Source organism: Anabaena sp. CCY 0017 (genome assembly GCF_963920885.1).
In the GTDB taxonomy this organism is placed as follows: Bacteria; Cyanobacteriota; Cyanobacteriia; order Cyanobacteriales; family Nostocaceae; genus Nodularia.
Map to the genome: position 1 here is coordinate 113,683 of NZ_CAWUDG010000009.1, position 22,673 is coordinate 136,355.

A 22,673-nucleotide genomic window follows, 5' to 3' on the forward strand; every position below is an offset into this window, starting at 1 on the left:
GAACAGTGATCAGTTATTAGTGACCAAAGCGAATGGTGGGGGATTTAGACCCGCCACCAAAGCTGATTATTAATGCAGTCAACAGTGAACAGTTATCAGTAAACAAGGCATAAAATAGAAAAATCAAACCAAATTAAGTCTCTTGACTGGTAACTGATAACTGATAACTGATAACTGATAACTTTTAAATGTCGCCGCGAATATCTTCGACAACGCCATCGCGCAACAGGATTTCTACTTGCATTTTACTAATCAAGTTATCACCTTTTTCGACCCGGAAAAAACCTTCCATTTGAAATTGATTGACTTCTTGATCCAACTCCAGAAACTGTACTTGCTGGAGATTTTGCAACAATTGATTTTTTTGCTCTAGCAGTTCAGTTTTCTTTTGATTAACTTGGCCTTGGATACCGTCAATTTGTTGCAGGGTTTGAGGGCCTGGTGGTTGTAGACTCTGCTTTTGAATGGCCGCAATTGCTCTTTGTCCTTCGACATCAAGCTGTTGCAGTTGCTGATCACTTTGATTGATTTGTGCTTGCAGTTGCTGTTGTACTTCCTCTTTCCACAGGGGAGTAACTATGACCTTGACATTAACAACACGCTTCAGCAGCAAGTTAGGGTTGGAGACATCCATAAATTCACGTTCACTCTATAGTTAGCAGGTGGAATGTTTATCGGGTATACATTCCGTCAATAATATCGCGATAGCGTTCCGCGACTACGTGCCGCCGAACTTTCAGGGTTTGGGTCATCAAGCCATTTTCCTGAGAAAAGGGTTCGAGAATCAGCCTGAACGGACCAATCCGATCATCTGGTCGATAACCAGGACGGTTCTGCACTTCCCGATTCAATTCTTGTCGAAACAAGTCCTGGATCATTTTACTCTCCAGATCAATAGATTTGCTGAGTTCTGAAGAGTTTTCTTCTGATAGCGGCAGTTGTAGATTTTGACTGGCTGCCCATTTTTCTAAGGCTTCGGTGTTGGGGACAATCAAAGCCCCGATGCTGCGCTGATCTTGTCCTACTAGCATAATTTGATCCACGTAGGGCGATCGCAAAGAAGCATCTTCAATTGGTTGCGGTTCGATATTTTCCCCATTAGTCAAGACAATTGTATCTTTTGCCCTACCAGTCAGCACCAAGTCGTTTTCTGGTGTCACCCAACCCAAGTCGCCGCTATTAAACCATCCCTCGGCATCAATTACCTTGGCCGTTGCTTCCGGGTTTTGATAATAGCCTTGCATAATTTGCGGTCCTTTCAATAGCACCAAACCTCGTTGACCAATAGGTAAAGGCACTTTGGTTTCAGGATCTACAATTTTTACTTCTGTGCCGGCGATTGGCTGTCCGGATGAACCCCGCACATTATGCCAAGGACGACGGGCGTTGGCGACAGGAGAGGTTTCTGTTAAGCCGTAACCCTGCAAAATCTCCACACCAATAATTTCAAAAAAGTTATCTATGTGTCTCGGTAATGCCCCACCACCAGTAATGACGTGCTTCATGCGTCCACCTACGGCTTCGCGGACTTTGGCATAAACTAAGCGTTCTCCCAGCGAATGAAAGGGCGACAAGGCAAGTGCTACTATTTTCGCAGTGAATTTCTCTAAGCTTGAGGAATGAAGATGATTTAAACTCAATCCTTGGGCAATGCGTTGTTTTTGGATATAAGTTTCACTCATTCCCAGCAAAAAGTTAATCAGGCGTTGCTTGTTGGCTGGTTGTTCGCGAAACTGCTTTAGCACTCCTTCATGAATTGATTCCCAGAGGCGCGGGACTGCGATCATGTAATGAGGTTTAAATTTCTTCAAATCCTGTTTGACAGAACGCAAGTTAGTATAAATTTGCGTACAACCTTGAGAAAGTAAGAAATACTCGCCACTGCGTTCTAAACTGTGCCAAGAGGGCAGGATACTGAGAACCATGTCTCCTGGCTGTGGTTGGACTACTGTACCCAGGGTTTTGACTTGGTGTAATAAATTGTTATGGGAGAGCATTACACCTTTGGGTTTGCCTGTAGTCCCAGAAGTATAAATCAGCGTGGCTAGGGTGTCACCTGGTTGCTGAACCCGCTTCAGCGTATGATTGCTACCGATTTCTAGCAGTTGGAAAAAGTTCAGCACCTTAAAGGTGCTTTCTGCTGGTGGCGTTTCGTCTGAGATTAAAATGATCAGTCGAATGGGTAAATCATTCAATCTGTCGCCGAGTTTGTCTAATGTGTTTAAATCTTGGACTACGAGGGTTGTGCTGCCACTATTAGCGATAATAAATAGGAGTTCTTCCCGTTCCGCTTGGGAACTCCGCACCGCATTGACTGCACCAGCAGTCATCATGCCTTGATCGGCAATAAACCACCGGGGACTATTATCGGCTATTAAAGAAATGCGATCGCCTGTTTTAACTCCCGAAGCTTGCAACCCTGCGGCAAATCGTTGAATATAGTCTGCCAACTGGGCATAGGTAATTTTTACTTCTGGGTTACTATTGGGATTGTGCAGGGCGACAATATCACCAAATTGCTTTGCTGCCAATGGCCAAATTTCTGGTAATAAAACCACATTGGTATAATCAGCCATACGCTGTAATTCTTGGCTTTCTCGCTTGCTAATCGTAGATAAATAAGCAGGCGCTGCTTGAATTTTCGTCATCCCACATCTCCATAAATGTAATAAACTGGTTTTTTACAGATGATTCTGCTATTAAGCTATATTACTTCCGCTCAATAACTACATAGCTTACTGCGTAAGATACTTCACAACTTTAACGGTTGTATTGATAAAAATTTATGTTAAAGTTAAGTTATATAAGCTAAAAGCAATGGATTATTTTGATAATCACTTGGTTTTGTTGTCTCGGCGACAAAAAACATCAAACCACCTATTTGTCAACGGGGGTGATTATCTATCAATTTAATGGATGCTTTATTGCTGACTTTCATCAATGCTGCCGCCTGTTTAGCATTGCCCAAATTACTCTCCAAAATTCTGGCTCGTAAATCCCAAATTTCTCAACCATTGAAAAAGGATTCAACATCTCTAAAAGCCAGAATAGAAATTACTAGTTTTCCCTACTGTACCAGTTACGTGGTGACAGGTAGCCAATTCTGTAAGTTCAGACCTCAATTCTGTTCCAAGTGTTCCCCCAACTAATGTACTCTGTTAAGGTACTAAATCTCTGCATAATTCGTACCGATTTTCTTAGAGAACACCTGCACTTAAATATCGAAAAGCTATGCGGCACAGAACTTAGACAGTCGTGCTGCTTTTTAAGGGCATTCAAGGTTTTGCAGATATTTTACCTGCAATAGGTCAACTGACAGTAAATAAGTTACAAACCAAAATATCCCCGACTTCTTAAAAAAGTAGGAATCTGAGCCTGGAGGGGAAAAATATTTTATTACTAAAGCCAGATGAATAAAAGCATTAAGTTTATGCTACACTCCTTAATACTATTCAATTAATCAATAATATTTATCTGACTTATGGAATTTAGAAGATAAATAAAATTATATATATAAATCATCGTTCAATTATGCGTCAAACTAAGAAGTAGTAAAAACTAATTTTTGACGACCAGAGGATAATATATGAATCTCATGGATGGTCTATTGCTGACACTGTTCAATGTTGTTGTCTGTATTTCCTTTCCCAAAGTGTTATCTGTAATAACTACCAAAGGCGAAAGTACAGCACCATCAACGCCTACAATCCCATCGCCAGAGTCTAGCAGCGAAATTCCTGGTGTTATGGATGCAGCTTAATTACTCATCTCATCCAGGGCGGCGATCGCTTAGTAGAGGAACAGATCACTATCTGGTAGAATGAGCATAAATATCCAAAACTTTACCCATTTTTAACAAAACTTTACTGTCAGCGCTCATCGCCCATTAACAATTTCATATTCTCTTGTGAGTAGAGGCGGTCAAATCTTCGCCATCACTTACGGCTTTCTCTGCGCCATTTTTCTCTAACTAAGCGAATCTCATCAAAAGTATAATTTTCACCCAATTGTTCTTTAACTGGAGTTAGGGAAATATCACCAAGAATTTCTAAAACTTGCCAAATCTTTTGTTGATGTTCTAGCGGTACTAACTGATTTAAATCTACAGGCTGATTTTTCGCCATTAACTTTGACAAGTGATTGAGAATTGTCGAAGGGCTAAGACTGCGTTTGTTGGCAATTTCGGGAATACTCAAACCTTCTTGATGCAACCTCAATGTCACCAATTCACTATCATTAGGCGAATTATTCTCAGCTATGGAACCTAGAGAATAACTTTTTTGGGCTGGTTCACCTCTTTCTTGACGGTAGGCGGTGATTTCTGCCAAGAATTTTTTGCCATACTGAGCTAATTTGTGACTACCTACCCCAGAAAGTTTGGCAAAGTCGGCTAAAGATTGGGGTTGTGCTTGTGCCATTAACTTCAGGGTAGAATCCTGAAAGACAACGTAGGGCGGTACAGACTGTTCATCAGCCAATTCTTTGCGGAGCGATCGCAATCTCTGTAATAATAATTCTGCCTCAATAGCTTTTTCACTCTCCCCGACTAAACTCAATTTTTGGGCTATGGGAACAGCAAGAGAAACAGTGCGCTGTCGCTTCATAACTTCCCAACTCAAAGGATTAAGTTTTAAAACCGAGTAACCATCATTGGTTTGTTCTAACAAGCCTTGATGTAATAGGGAACGCCCCAACATTCGCCATTCATCTAAAGTTTTATCTTTACCTATACCGTAGGTAGAAAGTTTATCGTGTTTATTCTGGATAACTTTTTGACTTTTAGATCCCCGCAACACCTCAATAATGTGCAGCATTCCAAACCTTTCCTGACAACGCGCCACACAAGATAAAAACTTCATGGCTTCAATTGTCCAATCTTGTACAGGTTTAGGATAACGACAATTATCACAGTTACCGCAATTACCCGGAAACCTTTCCCCAAAATAACCTAACTGAATTGTCCGCCGACAATCTGTACCTTCAGCATAATCTATAACTTGACGTAGCTGTTGTTTAGCAATTAATTGTTCTTGAGGATCAGTTTTTTGGTTAATACTCCATTCAATCGTTTTAATATCACTGAAACTAAAAAACATCGTACACCGGGATGGTTCGCTATCTCTTCCCGCCCTACCTGATTCTTGATAATAACTTTCTAAATTTCGGGGTAAATCAAAGTGAACAACTAACCGCACATCTGGCTTATTAATACCCATTCCAAAGGCAATTGTTGCCACTATCACCCGGACATCATCCCGAATAAATCGAGTTTGATTTTTTGAACGTTCTTCATCACTTAAACCAGCATGATAAGACAAAGCCACAACTTTATCATTTTGCAGTTTAAATGTGAGTTCATCGACTTTTTTTCGAGTTAAACAATAGATAATTGTCGAACCATCAGTTTCCCGAATTAGTTCTAAGATTTCGGCGTAAGCAGACTTGGATTTAGGACGAACTTCGTAATAAAGATTTTGACGGTTAAAGCTGGCAAGGTGAATACTAGGTTGCTTTAGCCCTAATTGTTGAATAATATCATCACGGACGCGATCTGTAGCTGTAGCGGTGAGGGCGATGGTGGGAACATCTGGGTAACGCTTTCGCAGGGATTTCAACTGGCGGTATTCTGGACGAAAATCGTGTCCCCACTCCGATACACAATGGGCTTCGTCAATGGCGAAGGTAGAAATGCCGATTTGGTGATGTACTAAATCTAAAAAGGGTAGAAATCTTTCACTTAACAGCCGTTCTGGGGCGACGTAGAGTAATCTCACTTTACCATTGCGGATGGCTTCTTCACGCGATCGCACCTTATGAGGATTCAGACTGCTATTGAGAAATGTCGCCGAAATATTATTATTTCGCAGCGATTCCACTTGGTCTTGCATCAAAGCGATTAACGGTGAAACCACTACCGTTAAGCCTGGTTTAATCAAAGCTGGTAATTGAAAACACAGAGATTTCCCCCCACCAGTCGGCATCACCACCAGCAAATCCCGATTTTGCAGCGCATCTTCAATAATTTGCCGTTGTCCGGGGCGGAATTGGTCGTAACCAAAGTTATATTTTAGCGCTTGTTCGAGATCCGGGTACTGAAGCATGGCGATGAATCTTTCAGGGGCGTTTTGTGTCTATCGTTACGAGAATAACAATATTATAAAAGCCCTGGTGAATAGAAGTTGCAGTCATCCGGGAAATTAAAATTATAATTAAAACTAACCAGCAAAAGGCATGACCGCAGAAAACCAGCAAAGCCTTACTAGGAGACAGAAAACAATGGTCAGCAGCCTGAAGGAACTTTTAAACGATTCCGAACTTGCATCTAGTGATGACCCAGAAGAAAAATTCATCATTAGTGGTATCAGTTGGCAAAAGTATGAAGCGTTATTAGCCAAACTAGAAGATAACTCTCATTACCGTGTCACTTACTTAGATGGAATTTTAGAAATTGTGTCACCGTCTATCAGACATGAAAATCTCAAAAAACGTTTAGCTATTTTAATAGAACGCTATCTCTACTCAAGGCGAATTCGCTTCAGCCCAATGGGGAGTTCCACTATTAGAAAACAATTCAAACAGGCAGGAGTTGAACCAGATGAATGCTACGCCATTGGCGAAAAGAAAGATATCCCAGATTTAGCTATAGAGGTAATCATCACCAGTGGTAGCATTGAAAAGTTAGAAATTTACCACCGTTTGGGAGTTGCTGAGATTTGGGTTTGGCAAATAAATCGGCTCAAAATTTACCATTTACGGGAAGAAACACCATCTCTATTTTTAGCTACTTATGGTTATGAACATATTACTGTCAGTGAATTATTACCAGAATTAAATATTGCTTTATTAGAAAAATGCGTCCAGATTTCCGACGACATTCAAGCCATTGACCAATTTGAACAAGGTATGTAAATCCTAATATTGCCGGATGTTTTTGCTTCTATTCTCAATAATGACTATTTTTATTTGTTTTCTTGCCCCATTTCTCCAAATATATGACACAAGAATTAATAGAATTAAGACAAAGTATCTTAGAAGGTCGTTATGATGATGCCTTGGAAATTATTGATGATTTGGAGGAGATGAGTAAACAGGCAATACTCCGAAAAATAGAAGCTTTTTTAGTCAGATTATGTATTCATCTCGTTAAAAATCAAATCGAACAACGTTTAACTAATTCATGGATTGCATCTATTTCTGACTCAGTAATTCAAATCGCCAAATTAAATATTAAAAGCAATCAAACATCTTATTATATTAAAGTTGATGAATGGCAAGAATATTTAGAAGAAGCATTATCAATGGCAATTAGACCAGCGAGTGCTGAAATATTTCAGGGTACTTTAAAACCTAGCCAAATTACACAAAGACTGAATCAAGAGATGTTAATTAATTTGGCTGATAAGCTTCTGCATTTAACTTATAAATATCAGCCTAAAGAATTACCAGATATTATTGACCATCATTTAGCCGAATTACCAGGAGGTCAAGATTGGTTTGAATAACGAATAGGCAAACTGTCGTTACTTACCGCAGTGCAAAATTACTTAAATTATTTTTGTGAAGAGGATTTTCTTTAAGCTTCGCATCGCACGAGTAGCAAGATTATGCTGATGCCAAGCTTGATAGAAATCGGGGTAAGTCATATTCTGGGCGCATTTCCAGGCTAAATTGTGGAATTCATCATCCAATCTCCAATAACTACTTAAAGTTTTGACTACCTCAAAACAATCCTGATTATTCTGTATAATTTCTCCTAAGCTCTCTGCTGCCCGCGTATGGATGACATCATTCACAGTTGTAGATTGCAGCAGTTCCACCAAGGCGGCGACCGCAAATTTATTGCCTGGGTCGATTCTCCCTAAGCTATCTGCTACCAGCCAAAGGGTAAAGTCAGACACATTTGTTGGTTGCAGCAGTTCCTCCAAAGTGGCGCTCGCAAATTCATTGTCTGTGCCGATTTTTTCTAAGCTATCTGCTACCCGCATACGGGTAAAGTCAGACACAGTTGTAGATTGCAGCAGTTCCACCAAGGCGGCGATCGCAAATTCATTGCCTGTGTCAATTCTCCCTAAGCTTTTTGCTACAAGCCTACGGGTATCCTCATCCACAGTTGTTGATTGTAGCAGTTTCTCCAAAGCGGCGCTCGCAAATTCATTGCCTGGGTCGATTTTCCCTAAGCTATCTGCTGCCTGCCTACGAGTATCCTCATCCAAAGTTGTAGATTGCAGCAGTTCCTCCAACGCGGCGATCGCAAATTCATTACCTGGGTCGATTTTCCCTAAGCTTTCTGCTACAAGCCTACGGGTATCCTCATCCACAGTTGTTGATTGCAGTAGTTCCACAAAAACGGTGATTGCCAATTTATTACCTGTGCCGATTTCTCCTAAGCTATCTGCTGCCTGCCTACGAATAAAGTCAGACACAGTTGTAGATTGCAGCAGTTCCTCCAACGCGGCGCTCGCAAATTTATTGCCTGGGTCGATTTCTCCTAAGCTATCTGCTGCCTGCCTACGAATAAAGTCAGACACAGTTGTAGATTGCAGCAGTTCCTCCAAGAAGGCGCTCGCAAATTCATTGCCTGAGTCTATTCTCCCTAAGCTTTCTGCTGCCAGCCAACGGGTGAAGTAATCCACAGTTTTAGATTGCAGCAGTTTCTCCAAAGCGGCGATCGCAAATTCATTGCCTGAGTCTATTTTCCCTAAGCTTTTTGCTGCCTGCATACGGGTAACCTTATCCACAGTTGAAGATTGCAGCATTTGCACCAAAGCGGTGATCGCAAATTCATTGGCTGTGCCGATTTTTCCTAAGCTCATTGCTGCATACCTACGGGTATCCTCATCCACAGTTGAAGATTGCAGCAGTTCTTCCAAAGCAGCGATGACTATTTCATTGCCTGGGTCGATTATCTCTAAGCTCATTGCTGCCTGCCTACGGGTATCCTCATCCACAGTTGAAGATTGCAACAGTTCCTCCAAAGCGGCCACTATTTCATTGCCTGTGCCGATTTCCCATAAGCTATCTGCTACTTGCCAACGGGTGTACTCATCAATAGTGGTTGATTGCAGCAGTTCCTCCAAGGCGGCGATCGCTTTTGTGCGGTCTGTTTGTTGCAGTGCTGAACTAGCTTCCTCTTTGATTAAACGCTGACTATCAATTATCCACTTGACAATTTGCGCTACTATTTCATCTGCTCTGAAATAATCCCTAAATTCTGCAATTCCTGCGGCGGCTAAAAAATAGGCGCGATATTCATAACATTTTTGACATCCATCTTTAAAATTAACTAAAGCATCGATAAACTCTTGCTTTTGGTGTTTAAGTTTTTCTTCATCTCGCCCTAGCCAAAGTAATATTGTTTGCTTCCATTGCGGCTCAAAGATACGATAAATTCCTTGACTGGGATTGTGAGGAACGTGTTTGAGAAAGAAATGCCAGTCATCAATTACTATGGCAGCAAAGTATTCTTGAAACGAAGCATGGAAGAAAGCATAAACAGGGTTGCTGGATCTATCTATCCCTACACAGTTCAGCCAACCTAACTTTAGTGCTAAATTGAGTAGTGAATTTTGATTATCAATTTTTCCTAAATACTCACTTACAAAATCTTGTTGTAACCGAAAAACTGTAGATTTTTCATCTATTGCTTTTTTTGCTAATTCTCCCAGTTTGTCATTGAGTTCCTCCTGCTTATCTGATGCCTCTACTTGCCAATCTTTCCACTTATAGAACCTGTTAACAAATTGCTCATAAATTCCTGCTTGGGTATCGGGTAATTTGTTTTCTCCTGATTGCCAGTTAAAACACAGCAGCGTCAGCCGCAGAGGATTTTTCACTAAATCCTGTATTCGTTCTTTCCCAGGTTCTTTGAGGTCTTGACATAACTTTTTTCCTGCTTCTGCCCCCGCTTCTTTGAGGTCTTGACATAACTGTTTTTCTGCTTCTACCCCCGCTTCTGGAATAGGGGTGAACCATTTGTAAATGAATGCTTCTACTTGTTCTGGATAAGAAAAATTTAGAGTGCGATAGATATCAAAATCATCTAGAACATTAGTGTTACCATCCCACACATTCACCCGACAAGTCAGCACAATTCGCGCTTGAGAAATACAACCTCCATGACTGATTTGCTGTTTAATTTCTGTGAGGTGATTACCAACAGATACAGACATTTCATCTAACCCATCTAGCAGTAACCACACCCGACCTTGATTAAACTGGTCAACAAAATCATTCTTCAGTTGTTCGGTGGCTTTAGCTTTACCTGTTTTCTCAGCAACCTGAGTTAACCAAGTCTCGAATAAATATGGCTTTAGTTTCTTCCCCCGCAAATCTGCTAAAGATACCCAAATCACCATCGACTGGTCAATCTCACGATATACCCAATCAGCAATTTGCTGTAACAGTGTTGTTTTTCCTGCACCTGGTTCGCCAATAATCGCAATTCGCTTACCTTGACTTTTAGGCGTATTCTTCTGTTTGAGAACTTCTTCGAGAAAAGCATTATGCTCAAATGTTTTGGTGATTTCTGTCTCCTTGTACAGTTCTGACCCCTGTTCTGGAGAAATATCACCCTGACGCTTAGATTGTTTTTTGCGCTCAACTAATCCCAGTGGGACGTAAACATCATCAACTTGCAGGGATACCCCCTCAATTGATGTCAGAGGATTTGTAGTCAGCTTTCGCCGTTCTGCCAGTATTTCACGGCAGATTTCGCGCCAGTCATCGGGAGTTAACTTTGTCCCATCCTCCCCAGGGGACGGCTGTAGTCAAAACGTGAAGTTATTAGTTTGGTTATTTATCTGACCCTGATTTACAACCCCAATTTTTTCTGCTAGCTGCGTCAGATTTTGAATGGTGGGCTGTTGAGACTTGAGGGTATTTTCTATTTCTTGAATTTTTTGAGTGAGTTTTGGTTCTGCTTTTGCTGCTGCTTCTACTTCCACAACAGCTTGAGCAATTTCTGGGTCTTGTTCTGCTGCTTTTTGAAGTTCCAGCACTGCTTCACCATAATCTAAACGCTGCGGTTCATTCCCCTCTACAGCACTTGTGAGTAAGGGTGACTTATTCTTCTGGCGGAGTAAATTTATTAACTTGCCGCCTAGCGTCCATGTAGCATCACCAAGATTTTCGCCGATTTTCTCTTGTGCTTTAGTCCAAAGTATAGTGGCGATCGCAGTAGCAAAAGTCGTCAACGTCAAGGGTTCCATAAATTCACTTCCAATGAGTTGATGTAGAAATCACTCGTTTTTGTACAAGCTTGCCGATTTCTCTCAATATAACTCAGTATATCACGCAAATTCTCAGCTATTTTAACCTTTTAGCGAATAAAATTAAGCATAAAATTATTTAAAGGATTTCTGAAAACTTCCTGGTTTGGTTACGTCAACCCAACCTACAATTTTTGCATCATTTTAAGCTGGCCACGCCACTACAATACTTATTTTTTTTCATAAATTAAACCGTATTCCTATATTCATAAAAAGATATACTTTGCAAATATCTTCTTAAGATCCACCTAATTAATCCTTAAACCAGAGAATCAGGCAAGGGAAAACATAACTCTACCTTTACCAGATTCTCCACACAAAAAGTGCGGAGAATCATTCAACAATTATCGAGGATGAATGTGTCTTCTAGTTCCCCAGCCTGGATTGACAATAGCTGCCAAATCTTCGTCCGATAGTTGACTGATTTCTTGTTCCAATTCTTCGACTGTAAAGTCATAGCCACTCTCTCTAGCAATCTCGATGAAGGCTTCTGGATTATCTGTGGCTTTGAGTCTTGCTTGTAATGCTTGGTCTTCTTTAACAGCTTCCAAAAGTTGGGCAGTTTTTTGCTGTCTCATAATATTCTATTTCCTGTTTTAAATATCAAATTGAAAATTAGAGCCGATGTAATTGAAAGTAGCAATAAATTTATCTGCATCCATAATTTACATTGCTCTGTTCTTAAATCATTTCACTATTTTTATTCATTTGTCGTGTACCATTAGAAATAAAAATTTTTAAAAAAGCTGCACAAATTTATTAATTTTTATATCTTACTCATCTCAGGTACGAACTAGTTAAATTAATAATAGCTAGAAAAATTTAGGTTAATATTTATTGCATTTCTTTGGAGTTTTTACCCTAAACCTGGTTAGTTTAAAATCCGTCATCGGGCAAATAACCTTCTATCGTCAAGTCCTTTAGCCGCTAGACAATGCTGTTAACCTGGCGAGGTTAGGGCTTTTACCCCTGGGATTACTTTTTCTCTGTCTAGATAGGGTGTAAAATAAGCAACCATACTAGACTAAGTTTAGATAGGTTGATATTTCCATTACAGCGATCGCTAAAACAAGTCCAAAAAGACAACTACTCAAAGGCTGAAAAGTGGCTGAATAGATTTCAGCAATCAACCAATGAGCAAGAAGCACTTGAACAAGGGCAAGCGTTGACCGTATGACTGAAAAGGTAGGGGAAGCGAGGGGCTTTGGAACTCCTCTGCACCCTGCACCCTGCCTATTCCTGGGAGAATTTCGTTAAGCCTGAAATGCAGATGTAGAGAAGGGTTGAAGGATTACACTCAACCAGTCTAATTTTTGCAGTTGTTAAATAGTTGCGAGATATGTCATCTTAAACTAAGAGAATTAATTCGGTGAGCGTCTTTGTTTTTAGTATTGACAGGTTTTTCCCTTTTGGTATTTACAGACTTTTCTCCGAAATTTAAATCTCTACACAGTGATAATTTTGGAGATAATCAATGTCAATTTACGTAGGCAACCTCTCTTATGAAGTTACCCAAGACACCTTGAGTGCTGTTTTTGCAGAATATGGCACTGTCAGACGTGTTCAACTACCTACAGACCGCGAAACAGGACAGTTACGTGGTTTCGGATTTGTAGAAATGGGAACCGAAGCTGAAGAAGCAGCAGCCATTGAAGCTCTTGATGGTGCTGAATGGATGGGTCGTGACCTCAAAGTTAACAAAGCCAAGCCCAGAGAAGACAGAGGTTCATCTGGTGGCAGGGGAGGATACGGTGGTGGCGGTGGTTCTCGTAACCGCTACTAAGCTTTAAAACCTGGAATTTTACAAGCGAATTTTCAGGGAAGAAAAAAAGTGTGTATTTTTTGCACTTTTGTCAACTGGACAGTATACCATTATGAGCTACTAAGTACGTTACATTAGCAGGAGAAATAATGACCCAAATAATCGTGGGTGACAATGAACACATTGAGTCAGCCCTACGCCGATTTAAGCGAGAAGTTTCCAAGGCTGGTATTTTTCCAGATATGAGAAAGCATCGCCATTTTGAAACGCCTATTGAAAAACGCAAGCGTAAAGAAATTGCCAAGCACAGGCAGGGTAAGAGACGTTTCCGCACTTGATAAGTATCAAATAAAATAGAACTTGATCAATGCCCTCATAAATTTTATGAGGGTTTTTTTTGTCAAGTCCTAGCTGAAACTCTGCTAGAATGCAGAACGGCGGCATTCGCTATCAGTCTTGGCGCTACTACTGCCCTTCCAACCTTGCAAACTTGTTTCCGTCCGCCTCAGACTGATGCCGCCACTGGCGACAGGCCGATGTTATCTTCGGAGTTCTATGTCTTTTTCCAATCTCGGCTTGTCCAATGAAATTATCCGTGCTGTCACCGAACTGGGTTACACCGAACCCACGCCCATCCAAATCCAGGCTATCCCGGCTGTCTTGTCAGGTGGCGACCTGCTAGCTGGAGCGCAAACAGGGACTGGAAAAACCGCCAGCTTCACTCTACCTCTGCTGCATCTATTATCGAATAACACCCCTAAAAGCACTCCTCATGGATATCCAGCAATTCGGGCGCTGATTCTCACCCCCACTCGTGAACTAGCCGCACAGGTAGAATCCAGTGTGCGTGATTACGGCAAGTATGTGAACTTGAACACGATGGCGATGTTTGGTGGGGTCAGCATTAATCCGCAAAAACGAATGTTGAAGGGGCGCGTGGATATACTGGTCTCTACCCCAGGGCGATTGTTAGACCATGTGCAGCAAGGCACTTTGAACCTCTCACATATTGAGATTTTGGTGCTGGATGAAGCTGATCGGATGTTAGATATGGGTTTTATTCGTGATATCCGTCGAATTCTCTCACTTCTACCCAAACAGCGCCAAAATTTACTCTTTTTCGCGACATTCTCCGATAAAATCAAGGCACTGGCTACTGGGCTGCTCCATCGCCCGAAGATGATCGAGGTAGCACGCCGCAACGTTACCGCCGAGACTGTGGCACAGAAAGTCTACAAAGTAGACCGTGATAGAAAACGCCATTTACTGGCTCAACTGATTCGGCAAGATAATTGGTATCAAGTGCTGGTGTTCACTCGTACCAAGCATGGTGCAGACCGTCTGGTGAAGCAGTTGGGTGAAGAACGAATTCAATCACTGGCTATCCACGGTAATAAGAGCCAGTCAGCGCGTACCCACGCTTTGGCGAAGTTCAAAAATGGCAGTTTACAGGTATTGGTGGCGACTGACATTGCTGCACGAGGTCTTGACATCAGCGAACTCCCCCATGTGGTTAATTTCGATCTGCCCAATGTTCCAGAAGATTATGTTCATCGCATTGGTCGCACTGGTCGCGCTGGTGCGTCAGGTGAAGCTATATCGCTGGTATCCGCCGATGAATACAATCTGTTAGCAGATATCGAAAAACTCATTAAACAGCGCTTGCCTTTTGAAGTAGTGGCTGGGGCTAGCAGCAACGTTCCCCGCACGCCCGAATCTGTTTCCGATGGACGCAAGCCCAGATCCCAAGATAGCAAGCGTCCGGCTGGCTCTAGTGCTAAAAAATCGCCACCCCGCACGGTTACGGGGGGCAAAAAGTCCGATGCTCGTCCCTCCGCATCACGCCGTGGGGCTAAACATCAAAAAGGTTAGGGACTCACCTTAAATTGAAGGATAATGGTGGGTTACGGACTACCGTCCTAACCCACCCTACAAATTGGGGATTTTATTATTTGGAAGTCCTTTAGGACGTTTTTGATTACTGAAAGCCTTGATGTCGGGGCGGGTTTATTAAAATTATTATTAGTAATTGAGCATATCTGTAAACCCGCCCCTACTTGGTTTCTATTCAGCACTTGCTTATTAGCGTAATTCAGTTTCTTTACGTGAACTCGATGGTGAATCTGTATTGGATGGTTGCTGTTGCTTTTCTTGAAAAGCTTTTTGTTGCCTAGCTCTAAAATCTGCTGCGGTTGAGTCTAGTTGCTCTCTTTGCTGATTAGGATTCCAGTTGAGAGTCCCCATATTTGCCCGATGGATCATATCAAACATATTAAACTCACCTGAGTTGGGGCCAGCAAAAGGATCACTATTCTGGTTTGTACCACGATCCACTGAGTTCAATTGCGCCACACTGGGTTGAGCCATAAACAAGGAAGCAAAGCCAATTCCAGCCAAGGTTAGTACTGAAACTTTCGTAACTGATAAAAATGGTTTTTTCATAGAGTTTTAACCCTTAAATTGCTGTAACGAATTCAGTTGTGATCTTACGCCAGAGTCCGCCGCAGTCGGGGTTGAATGCTCAATAAAGCTACAAGGGCAAAGCCAAACAACACCAGCAGCGCTCCACCAAAGGTAACACTACCCCAAGGCGCTGTCATCACTACGCTATCTAGTCCCCAATCGCTGTGAAGATAAAGATAGCGAATTGGTTCAATGGCAAAGCTAAGAGGATTGAGTGTTGCGACAATTTGCAACCACTGAGGCATGAAAGATAAAGGAGCCAAGGCGGTACTTGCAAACAGTAGTGGCAGGTTAGTTACAAAAATTACCGCAATTAATTCGATGTGACCGGGTAAGGTAAAAGCCAAGCCAAGAGAAATGGCGGTTACACCCAATGCCAGTAAAAAGACGATTAAGGCGATCGCACCTAAACCTGCTGCATCCGGTAGCCCTGCACCTAAAAAGGCTGCTGCTGCCACAATTACGGCTGCTTGTAACAAACTTTGGCTAATAATAAAGATGGCGGAAGCGAAGACAATGGAAAACCGCGATGCTAGAGGTGCTACCAGCAAACGATTTAAAAAGCCGAATTCCCGGTCAAACATTACGGGTAAACCAGCATTCAAAGCTCCAGCAAAAGCTGTAAAAACAATTACGCCAGCAGCTAAGAATTGACCGTAGTTTCCAGTAGTTCCAAACAAACCTTTGGGGGCATTTTGGAACAAAGCACCAAATAGCACCAACCACATTACAGGCTGAATAATTCCCGCAACTAAGGTTGAGGGACGGCGTTGTAATTGAATAAACAAGCGACGAGTTAAAGCTAAAGTCTCTTGTACTAAGTCACCGAAAAAGTTAGGGGCGGCATTCACATCTGCTTGTGGCGATGCTATCTGCTGCCAATTCATTTCAGATTTAGGACTAACATTCATAATCAGTTATCAGTTGACAGTTATCAGTTATCAGGTTTTGAAGCGTTTACCTCATGTTTTGCTTTTTCTCGGCTTTGGGATCGCGGGTGCTAACTGCTGCGAGTTCTGCATCTAGTAGGGTGCGTCCGGTGGCGGCGAGGTAAACGTCATCGAGGCTGGGGCGAGATTGGGCAATGCCAAAGGTGGGCAAGCCGACGGTGTTCAAGGATTGCTGGATGGTAATTAGGGCATCACTTTGGGGTGTGACTACTAAGTTGAGGGAATTACCTTGAGCGTTATTGATAATGACTTCTTGCACGAAGGGTAAATCTTGCAAGAGGTGTTTGGCTTTTTCGGCTTCTTCAATGGGGGAAAATTCGCGGATTCGCAAAGTGATGCGATCGCCCCCAACTTTATCTTTTAATTGAGAAGGTGTACCAGCCGCAATTACCACCCCACGGTCGATAATTGCCACGCGATCAGCTAAGGCATCAATTTCTTCTAAATAATGACTGGTAATTAGTACTGTTGTGCCAGAGGCGCGTAGCTGTCGCAGAAACTCCCATACCACAAGGCGGCTATCTATGTCAAGTCCCACGGTAGGCTCATCCAACACCAAAACATCCGGGGCGTGGAGTAAACCAGCCGCCAAGTCTAAACGCTTGCGTAAACCGCCGGAGTAAGTTCCAGATTTTTTATTAGCGTATTCCTGTAAACCGAGCAAATTCAATACCATATCAATACGCTGTTTGGCTACAGCACGGGGGATATGATAAAGCGCTGCTTGCAGTTGCAATAGTTCTTTCCCAGTCAGCACGGGATCTAATGCGACTTCTTGCGCCACATAGCCCAACTTTTGTCGGGCGATTCTGGGGTTATCGATAACGGAGATACCAGATACTTCGATTTTGCCAGCATCCGGTGTAGTGAGAGTACATAAAGCACGCAGAGTCGTAGTTTTCCCAGCCCCGTTGGGACCGAGTAAACCAAAGATTTCTCCCTGTTCTACCCCAAAGGAGACATCTTTGACAGCGACTACTTTACCGTAGCTCTTTTGTAGCTTTTCAATTAAAACGGCAGGAGCCATGACAGCTTAAACTCTAACTATACAAATCTCAACAATTCTATTTCTATTGTAGATGAGTAGTGTGAAGTCAGGCGATCGCTTGGCTACCTTCCGTGATTTTATTCTCCTCCTCGCTGGTACCAGAGGGGATAGGGGAGGGGTTCCGCACAACTTATTTACTCGCCATACTGCTCACCAGTCACCTTACCGCGAAACACAATGTACTGGTAAAGGTTGTAAAACAACATCACCGGAATCAGAAAGCCGATAAAAATAATCATGATTACCAGCGAACTCGGATCAGCAGCAGCCTGATAAATGGTGATTTGATTAGGAATAATATAAGGAAAAACAATTAATCCTAAGCCTAGAAAAGTCAGTACAAATAAAAGAATCGTCCACACAAACGGCGCTCTTTCTTCACCCCTGTTGAGACTTTTCATAAGTTGCCAAATTAGCAACACTCCCAAAATAGGAATGAGGGAAAAGATATAAACTAGGGGTTGTTGAAATAAGCGGGATCTAGCATTCTCATAAATGATTGGTGTTGTCACGGTAATGAAAATAGCACCAATTAAAGTTGTCCAAGCGGCAATTTTGGCAGTTTTAAAGTGAGTAGCTTGCAATTCTCCCGAAGTTTTCCAGATCAGATAAGTTGAACCAATCAATACATATCCTTGAATCAACGTTAAAGCCACCAAAACAGAAGGAATACTCAACCAGTCCCAAGTTGTACCAATAAAGTGTCCGGCTTCATCAACTTTAATTCCCTTGAGTACAGCACCCAAAGCGAAACCTTGACCGAGTGCGGCGGTAAAACTCCCAGCCCCAAAAGCGAAATTCCAGAAAATTTTGCGGTTGGATAACTCCCGAAATTCAAAAGCCACACCCCGAAAAATAAACCCAAACACCATTGTGAGTAGGGGAATATATAATGCAGTGAAAATCGTGCCATAAGCTAAGGGAAATGCACCAAAAAGCCCGCCTCCTAAGAGAACAAGCCATGTTTCATTCGCATCCCAAATGTTACTCAAACTGGTCATTAAAATTCCCCGGCGTTCCTCATCAGAAGAAGTGAGAGATAATATCCCTACCCCTAAATCAAATCCGTCTAGCATTACATAGAGTAAGAGGAACAGAGCCAAAATTACAAACCATACTTGGGGAAGAAAATACTGGAGCGTCTCCATATAAATACCTGTTGCGATGTTTTACCAAAATACAGAGTAGGGTGGGTTAGACGGCAACAAAACTTTGCACAATACTCAAAATATATTTCCGTCGTAACCCACCTTTACAGCTACAAAACTTGGGAGTGAGGGCGGGTTTATTTATATCGTGGTTGATAGGAAAACATATTTGTCAACCCGCCCCTACAAAATATATTTGCGTTGTAAACCCCCGAAACATCCCCAATTCCCAGTTCCCAAATCTTATTGTTGTGCTTCTACAGGACGTTCATCGGGTATAAACTCTCCAGGGGTAGTTTCTATTGCTGGTTTAGTAATTTCTACTCCGGGGATTGGTAATTCCAGATTTGGCCCTTGACGAATAATGCGACTACCGAAATATATAGCTGCAATAAATAACAAACTGTAGACTATGACAAAGCTACTGAGTGAAACTAAAACATTGCTAGCAGGTACATTAGAAGCAGCATCAACTGTGCGGATTTGTCCGTAAAGTGTCCAGGGTTGTCTACCTACACAACGCACAATCCAGCCTGATTCTATGGCTATATATCCTAATGGTGCGGCTAGTATCCAAGCTCGCATCAGCCAACGTTGCTGAATAATATTCTCGGCTGAAAGCTTACCGCGTAACCATTGTAGGGTGCTTAACAGCATTAAGCCGGCTAAGAAAAAGCCAATGGCGATCATGGTGCGGAAGGCGTAATAAATTAAACCCACCATGTGAGGACGATCTTCTGGTTTCCACTCTTTTAAACCGCGTAACGGTTCCGAAAGGTTTTGCTTAAATTCCAGAATGTAACCCAGCGCATTGGGAATGGTAATTTCCCAGTCATTTTTTTGAGCTTTTTCGTTGGGTATAGCTAGTAAACTCCAATCAGCAGGTTGTCCAGCTGGGGAAGATTCCCATTGAGCTTCCATTGCTGCGAGTTTGGTGGGTTGATAGTGATAAACTTGTTCGCCGCTTAAGTGTCCAATATATATCTGTAATGGTGCGACTGCGATCGCAGCTGCTAAAGCAATCTTTAAAGACCGAGTAAAAAAAGCTTGATGGCGTTGCTTCAAAATATACCAAGCACTAATTCCACCAATCACAAATAAAGAAGTTTCCAGTGTGGCAAAAAACATATGCAGCACACTATTGACCATGAAGGGATTTAAAATTGCCTGAAAGTAATCACTGACAACAAATTTACCATCAACCATTGCTCCACCCGCAGGAGTTTGCATCCAGGAATTTGCTGTCAAAATCCAGAGAGTTGATAAGTTCGCGCCAAAAGCTACCAAAATTGTAGAGAGATAATGAATGGCGGGATTAACACGTTCCCAGCCGAATAACATAATACCTAAAAATGCTGCTTCCAGCATAAATGCCCAAGAAGCTTCAAAACCGATAACACTACCAAAAAAGTTACCTACAGCTTCCGAGAATGGTCCCCAATTCGTACCAAATTGAAATTCCATCGGGATACCAGTTGCTACACCAATCCCAAAGTTGAGGACGTAAAACTTTGACCAAAAACGAGCATGAAGGTAGTAATCAGGATTACGAGTTTTTAGCCACACTCCTTCAACGATGACCAGATAAATCCCCATCCCAGTGGTGAGGACAGGCCATATCATGTGAAATAGTGCTGTGAATGCAAACTGCATCCGTGATAACACCACTGAATTGGATAAAAATTCCACGAATTTCCTCCCTTAGTTAGCCACACTATTTAGGATACACGTTTTAAATATGGCGTGAATATACCAAAAGGCGGCATCTAGATTAATTTGGTTGCGAATTGTGTCAATAAGGGTTTCCTTGCTTTCCATCAGCTATCAATGTGTAATATTAAAAAATATAGTCGGTTATAATTAGAGACTTACAACTTTATTGCCAGTTTTATGAATCAGCCTCTGCTGCGCTTTTTGATTACTAAAAATTATAAAAATTTATCTTTAAAACAAGTAGTTGAACTCCAGAAACTTAATATTTTGATTGGTGCAAACAATTCAGGTAAAAGCAACTTTATCAGCTGCTTAAAATTCTTAAAATCTAGCCTAACTACAATTCCCGATGAAAGTCAGGGTGTAAGTAGTTTTGAAGATGCTATATCTCAATGTGGCGGTAACAGAATTTTAGATATTAGTGTAGATAGTCCTGCGATAGTAAGACTTGCATATTGTTTTGAATTTCCTCAAAATACCCAAATTCATACAGCTTCTAAAGATAGCAGAATCCTTGATATAGAATTTTATGTGAATAAACCTAATCTCAAAGTTTCTATAGGAGAAGAGTATTTATATAATGGAGTCAATTTACATGATTCCAATTCATCGACACCTTTTTATTATTATAAATTCCATGACAGAGAATTTGGCAAAGGTGCTGTCTCAGTTTATGATGAACCTGGTCAACGGTCAACAACTCATTTTGAAGCTTTAGAAGATATACCAAGCAATTCTTTAGGACTTGCCACTATCCCTAAGCTACTTGAATATAGTCAATATCCTCCTGAAAATACACCTGTTTATAAAGTCAGAAGAGAAGTAATTGACTTTGTTTCCCATTGGCAATTTTATAATGCCAATAATATGGATTTACATGAAATTAGAACAACAGAACCAAAAATTGGAGGAAGTGATATTTATTTATCCCCATCTGGAGATAATCTAGCTCTAGTATTGGAAAATTTAATTCAACAAGATATAGATTTTGAGGAAAGTATTAACATAGCAGTGAAATCTATTTTACCAAAAAGCCGTCGTCTTCGACCTATACGTTCTGGTAGATTATCCCTAACTTTAGAATTATATTTTCAAGATATCAAAGAACCATTTTATCTAGATGAGCTATCAGATGGAACTGTAAGAATGTTGTGTTGGGCGACTATCTTACATTCTCCAATTTTACCATCATTGTTAGTAATTGATGAACCAGAATTAGGGTTACACGTATCATGGATGCCGGTTTTAGCAGAATGGATTAAAAAAGCTGCGACAAAAACTCAAGTAATTATTACCACACATAGTCCTGACCTTTTAGATCATTTCACAGATTGTTTAGAAAATGTCTTTTGTTTTTATTCAGAAGATAAAATGCATTTCTCCATAAAAACGCTTTCTCCTGAAATGCTGAGTGAAAAACTAGAAGAAGGATGGCAATTAGGTGATTTATACCGTGTTGGAGATCCCAGTATTGGAGGATGGCCGTGGTAATATGGGTGTTTGCAGGCGGTGGAGAAGCTGAAGTTAGAGGACTGATTCCTTTTTTAGAAAAAAGTTTTCCTGGATACCAATTTGAAAGAAAAACCCCAGTTCGTAATAAACCAGGGCCTAAACCTAATAAGGTGAATAGTTATGGAAAAACAGGTAAAAGTTTAATTGAACAAATTAAACGTGAATTACCTATTGCTTTAAAATATGAACCAAATAGCTGTGATTTAATTTTAATTTTTGATGATTTAGATTGTCGCAATCCAATTGAGCAAAAAGAAAAAATCTTAGCAGCAATATTAACAATACCAGAATCTAGTAATATCAAAAAAATTGTGGGATTTGCTGCTCCTGAATTAGAAGCTTGGATTATCGCAGATTGGTCTAATTCAGTAGCGAAACATCCTGATTTTAAAGGCAGACACCAGCGTATGTGTCAGTGGTTGAGTACAGAAAAAAGTATTCCTTTTGATACCCCAGAGTCATTTAGTGAGTACGATAGTGAAAGAGATTGTTGTCTAGAAAAATTATCACAGGCGCTAGTAGATTCTAGTGTTATAGATGAATTTGATAGCAGTTCAACCCGCTTTTCTAAAGGTTTACATACACCTGCGTTATTAGCTGATATAGACCCCGATGTAGTTCAAAAGAAATGTCCCTTATTTCGAGAAGTTTATAACTATCTCAATGATTTTTGTCGTTCTTCATGAAGCTTTAGTTAAAAACTGTAATTACTAGGTTAAACAAATTTACCTCCTGTAGTAAGTGCTTTATTTTTAAAACACTTACTACAAGCTTTAATTTATTAATGTTTACTTACCTAATACCCTGTAA

20 protein-coding genes are annotated in these 22,673 nt (G+C 41.2%); 9 read left to right on the forward strand and 11 right to left on the reverse strand.

Translation table 11 applies throughout. From position 1 onward, the window contains the following. Positions 1-184: 184 nt before the first annotated feature. Positions 185-634, reverse strand: coding sequence for a YlqD family protein (locus ACM0OW_RS13400; RefSeq protein WP_414550596.1), 450 nt, complete (start codon positions 632-634; stop codon positions 185-187). Between the two features lie 37 nt (positions 635-671). Next, positions 672-2,648 (reverse strand): AMP-dependent synthetase/ligase, encoded by a 1,977-nt coding sequence (locus ACM0OW_RS13405; protein ID WP_414550597.1) that lies wholly within the window; start codon positions 2,646-2,648, stop codon positions 672-674. 938 nt (positions 2,649-3,586) lie between these two features. Here ACM0OW_RS13405 and ACM0OW_RS13410 point away from each other — a divergent pair. Beyond that, a complete protein-coding gene (locus tag ACM0OW_RS13410) occupies positions 3,587-3,760 on the forward strand; it encodes a hypothetical protein (protein WP_414550598.1) in 174 nt (57 codons plus the stop codon). A gap of 175 nt (positions 3,761-3,935) precedes the next feature. Here the strand turns inward: ACM0OW_RS13410 and recQ are convergent, their stop codons facing one another. Further along, positions 3,936-6,101 carry a DNA helicase RecQ gene (gene recQ / locus ACM0OW_RS13415; RefSeq protein WP_414550599.1) on the reverse strand — a complete coding sequence of 722 codons (2,166 nt, stop codon included), beginning with the start codon at positions 6,099-6,101 and terminating at the stop codon, positions 3,936-3,938. A gap of 175 nt (positions 6,102-6,276) precedes the next feature. Here recQ and ACM0OW_RS13420 point away from each other — a divergent pair, with 175 nt between their 5' ends. Together ACM0OW_RS13420 and ACM0OW_RS13425 are read left to right on the forward strand one after the other, a co-directional pair. Then, positions 6,277-6,909 (forward strand): Uma2 family endonuclease, encoded by a 633-nt coding sequence (locus ACM0OW_RS13420; protein WP_414550656.1) that lies wholly within the window; start codon positions 6,277-6,279, stop codon positions 6,907-6,909. A gap of 83 nt (positions 6,910-6,992) precedes the next feature. Next, the gene (locus ACM0OW_RS13425; RefSeq protein WP_414550600.1) at positions 6,993-7,502 is read left to right on the forward strand and encodes a DUF29 family protein; all 510 of its coding nucleotides are present in this window, start codon (positions 6,993-6,995) and stop codon (positions 7,500-7,502) included. 42 nt (positions 7,503-7,544) lie between these two features. Here the strand turns inward: ACM0OW_RS13425 and ACM0OW_RS13430 are convergent, their stop codons facing one another. The 3 genes from ACM0OW_RS13430 to ACM0OW_RS13440 form a co-directional block, all read right to left on the reverse strand. Then, on the reverse strand, positions 7,545-10,709 hold the full coding sequence (locus tag ACM0OW_RS13430) for a HEAT repeat domain-containing protein (protein ID WP_414550657.1): 3,165 nt from the start codon (positions 10,707-10,709) through the stop codon (positions 7,545-7,547). A 57-nt stretch (positions 10,710-10,766) separates the two neighbouring features. Beyond that, a complete protein-coding gene (locus ACM0OW_RS13435; RefSeq protein ID WP_414550601.1) occupies positions 10,767-11,207 on the reverse strand; it encodes a hypothetical protein in 441 nt (146 codons plus the stop codon). A gap of 404 nt (positions 11,208-11,611) precedes the next feature. Continuing rightward, entirely contained in the window at positions 11,612-11,845 is a 234-nt protein-coding gene (locus ACM0OW_RS13440) for a Nif11-like leader peptide family natural product precursor (RefSeq protein ID WP_414550602.1), read from the reverse strand. A gap of 461 nt (positions 11,846-12,306) precedes the next feature. Between ACM0OW_RS13440 and ACM0OW_RS13445 the strand changes: the two genes are divergently transcribed. From ACM0OW_RS13445 to ACM0OW_RS13460, 4 genes are all read left to right on the forward strand, one after another. Further along, entirely contained in the window at positions 12,307-12,444 is a 138-nt protein-coding gene (locus ACM0OW_RS13445) for a hypothetical protein (protein ID WP_414550603.1), read from the forward strand. Positions 12,445-12,741: 297 nt separating this feature from the next. Next, positions 12,742-13,050 carry an RNA recognition motif domain-containing protein gene (locus ACM0OW_RS13450; RefSeq protein ID WP_414550604.1) on the forward strand — a complete coding sequence of 103 codons (309 nt, stop codon included), beginning with the start codon at positions 12,742-12,744 and terminating at the stop codon, positions 13,048-13,050. Positions 13,051-13,178: 128 nt separating this feature from the next. Further along, complete coding sequence (gene rpsU, locus ACM0OW_RS13455; protein ID WP_323214676.1) at positions 13,179-13,367, forward strand: 30S ribosomal protein S21; 189 nt, start codon at positions 13,179-13,181, stop codon at positions 13,365-13,367. A gap of 217 nt (positions 13,368-13,584) precedes the next feature. After that, positions 13,585-14,901 carry a DEAD/DEAH box helicase gene (locus ACM0OW_RS13460; protein WP_414550605.1) on the forward strand — a complete coding sequence of 439 codons (1,317 nt, stop codon included), beginning with the start codon at positions 13,585-13,587 and terminating at the stop codon, positions 14,899-14,901. A gap of 210 nt (positions 14,902-15,111) precedes the next feature. On the opposite strand, the gene ACM0OW_RS13465 is transcribed toward ACM0OW_RS13460, so the two are convergent. From ACM0OW_RS13465 to ACM0OW_RS13485, 5 genes are all read right to left on the reverse strand, one after another. Further along, complete coding sequence (locus ACM0OW_RS13465) at positions 15,112-15,471, reverse strand: hypothetical protein (protein ID WP_414550606.1); 360 nt, start codon at positions 15,469-15,471, stop codon at positions 15,112-15,114. Positions 15,472-15,515: 44 nt separating this feature from the next. Continuing rightward, entirely contained in the window at positions 15,516-16,403 is an 888-nt protein-coding gene (locus ACM0OW_RS13470; RefSeq protein WP_414550607.1) for an ABC transporter permease, read from the reverse strand. 46 nt (positions 16,404-16,449) lie between these two features. After that, entirely contained in the window at positions 16,450-17,469 is a 1,020-nt protein-coding gene (locus tag ACM0OW_RS13475) for an ABC transporter ATP-binding protein (RefSeq protein ID WP_414550608.1), read from the reverse strand. A gap of 155 nt (positions 17,470-17,624) precedes the next feature. Continuing rightward, entirely contained in the window at positions 17,625-18,638 is a 1,014-nt protein-coding gene (locus ACM0OW_RS13480) for a cytochrome d ubiquinol oxidase subunit II (protein ID WP_414550609.1), read from the reverse strand. Positions 18,639-18,881: 243 nt separating this feature from the next. Next, positions 18,882-20,327, reverse strand: a complete 1,446-nt coding sequence (locus ACM0OW_RS13485) for a cytochrome ubiquinol oxidase subunit I (RefSeq protein WP_414550610.1) — start codon at positions 20,325-20,327, stop codon at positions 18,882-18,884. 201 nt (positions 20,328-20,528) lie between these two features. Between ACM0OW_RS13485 and ACM0OW_RS13490 the strand changes: the two genes are divergently transcribed. Next, positions 20,529-21,842, forward strand: a complete 1,314-nt coding sequence (locus tag ACM0OW_RS13490) for an AAA family ATPase (protein ID WP_414550611.1) — start codon at positions 20,529-20,531, stop codon at positions 21,840-21,842. Next, the gene (locus tag ACM0OW_RS13495) at positions 21,836-22,549 is read left to right on the forward strand and encodes a DUF4276 family protein (protein ID WP_414550612.1); all 714 of its coding nucleotides are present in this window, start codon (positions 21,836-21,838) and stop codon (positions 22,547-22,549) included. Before ACM0OW_RS13490 ends, ACM0OW_RS13495 begins: the two co-directional genes overlap by 7 nt. The last annotated feature ends 124 nt before the right edge of the window (positions 22,550-22,673 follow it).

Coding starts and splice junctions, on each gene's coding strand:
- ACM0OW_RS13400 (WP_414550596.1), bottom strand. CDS start 634: ATGGATGTCTCCAACCCTAACTTGCTGCTGAAGCGTGTTGTTAATGTC.
- ACM0OW_RS13405 (WP_414550597.1), bottom strand. CDS start 2,648: ATGACGAAAATTCAAGCAGCGCCTGCTTATTTATCTACGATTAGCAAG.
- ACM0OW_RS13410 (WP_414550598.1), top strand. CDS start 3,587: ATGAATCTCATGGATGGTCTATTGCTGACACTGTTCAATGTTGTTGTC.
- recQ (WP_414550599.1), bottom strand. CDS start 6,101: ATGCTTCAGTACCCGGATCTCGAACAAGCGCTAAAATATAACTTTGGT.
- ACM0OW_RS13420 (WP_414550656.1), top strand. CDS start 6,277: ATGGTCAGCAGCCTGAAGGAACTTTTAAACGATTCCGAACTTGCATCT.
- ACM0OW_RS13425 (WP_414550600.1), top strand. CDS start 6,993: ATGACACAAGAATTAATAGAATTAAGACAAAGTATCTTAGAAGGTCGT.
- ACM0OW_RS13435 (WP_414550601.1), bottom strand. CDS start 11,207: ATGGAACCCTTGACGTTGACGACTTTTGCTACTGCGATCGCCACTATA.
- ACM0OW_RS13440 (WP_414550602.1), bottom strand. CDS start 11,845: ATGAGACAGCAAAAAACTGCCCAACTTTTGGAAGCTGTTAAAGAAGAC.
- ACM0OW_RS13450 (WP_414550604.1), top strand. CDS start 12,742: ATGTCAATTTACGTAGGCAACCTCTCTTATGAAGTTACCCAAGACACC.
- rpsU (WP_323214676.1), top strand. CDS start 13,179: ATGACCCAAATAATCGTGGGTGACAATGAACACATTGAGTCAGCCCTA.
- ACM0OW_RS13460 (WP_414550605.1), top strand. CDS start 13,585: ATGTCTTTTTCCAATCTCGGCTTGTCCAATGAAATTATCCGTGCTGTC.
- ACM0OW_RS13465 (WP_414550606.1), bottom strand. CDS start 15,471: ATGAAAAAACCATTTTTATCAGTTACGAAAGTTTCAGTACTAACCTTG.
- ACM0OW_RS13470 (WP_414550607.1), bottom strand. CDS start 16,403: ATGAATGTTAGTCCTAAATCTGAAATGAATTGGCAGCAGATAGCATCG.
- ACM0OW_RS13475 (WP_414550608.1), bottom strand. CDS start 17,469: ATGGCTCCTGCCGTTTTAATTGAAAAGCTACAAAAGAGCTACGGTAAA.
- ACM0OW_RS13480 (WP_414550609.1), bottom strand. CDS start 18,638: ATGGAGACGCTCCAGTATTTTCTTCCCCAAGTATGGTTTGTAATTTTG.
- ACM0OW_RS13490 (WP_414550611.1), top strand. CDS start 20,529: ATGAATCAGCCTCTGCTGCGCTTTTTGATTACTAAAAATTATAAAAAT.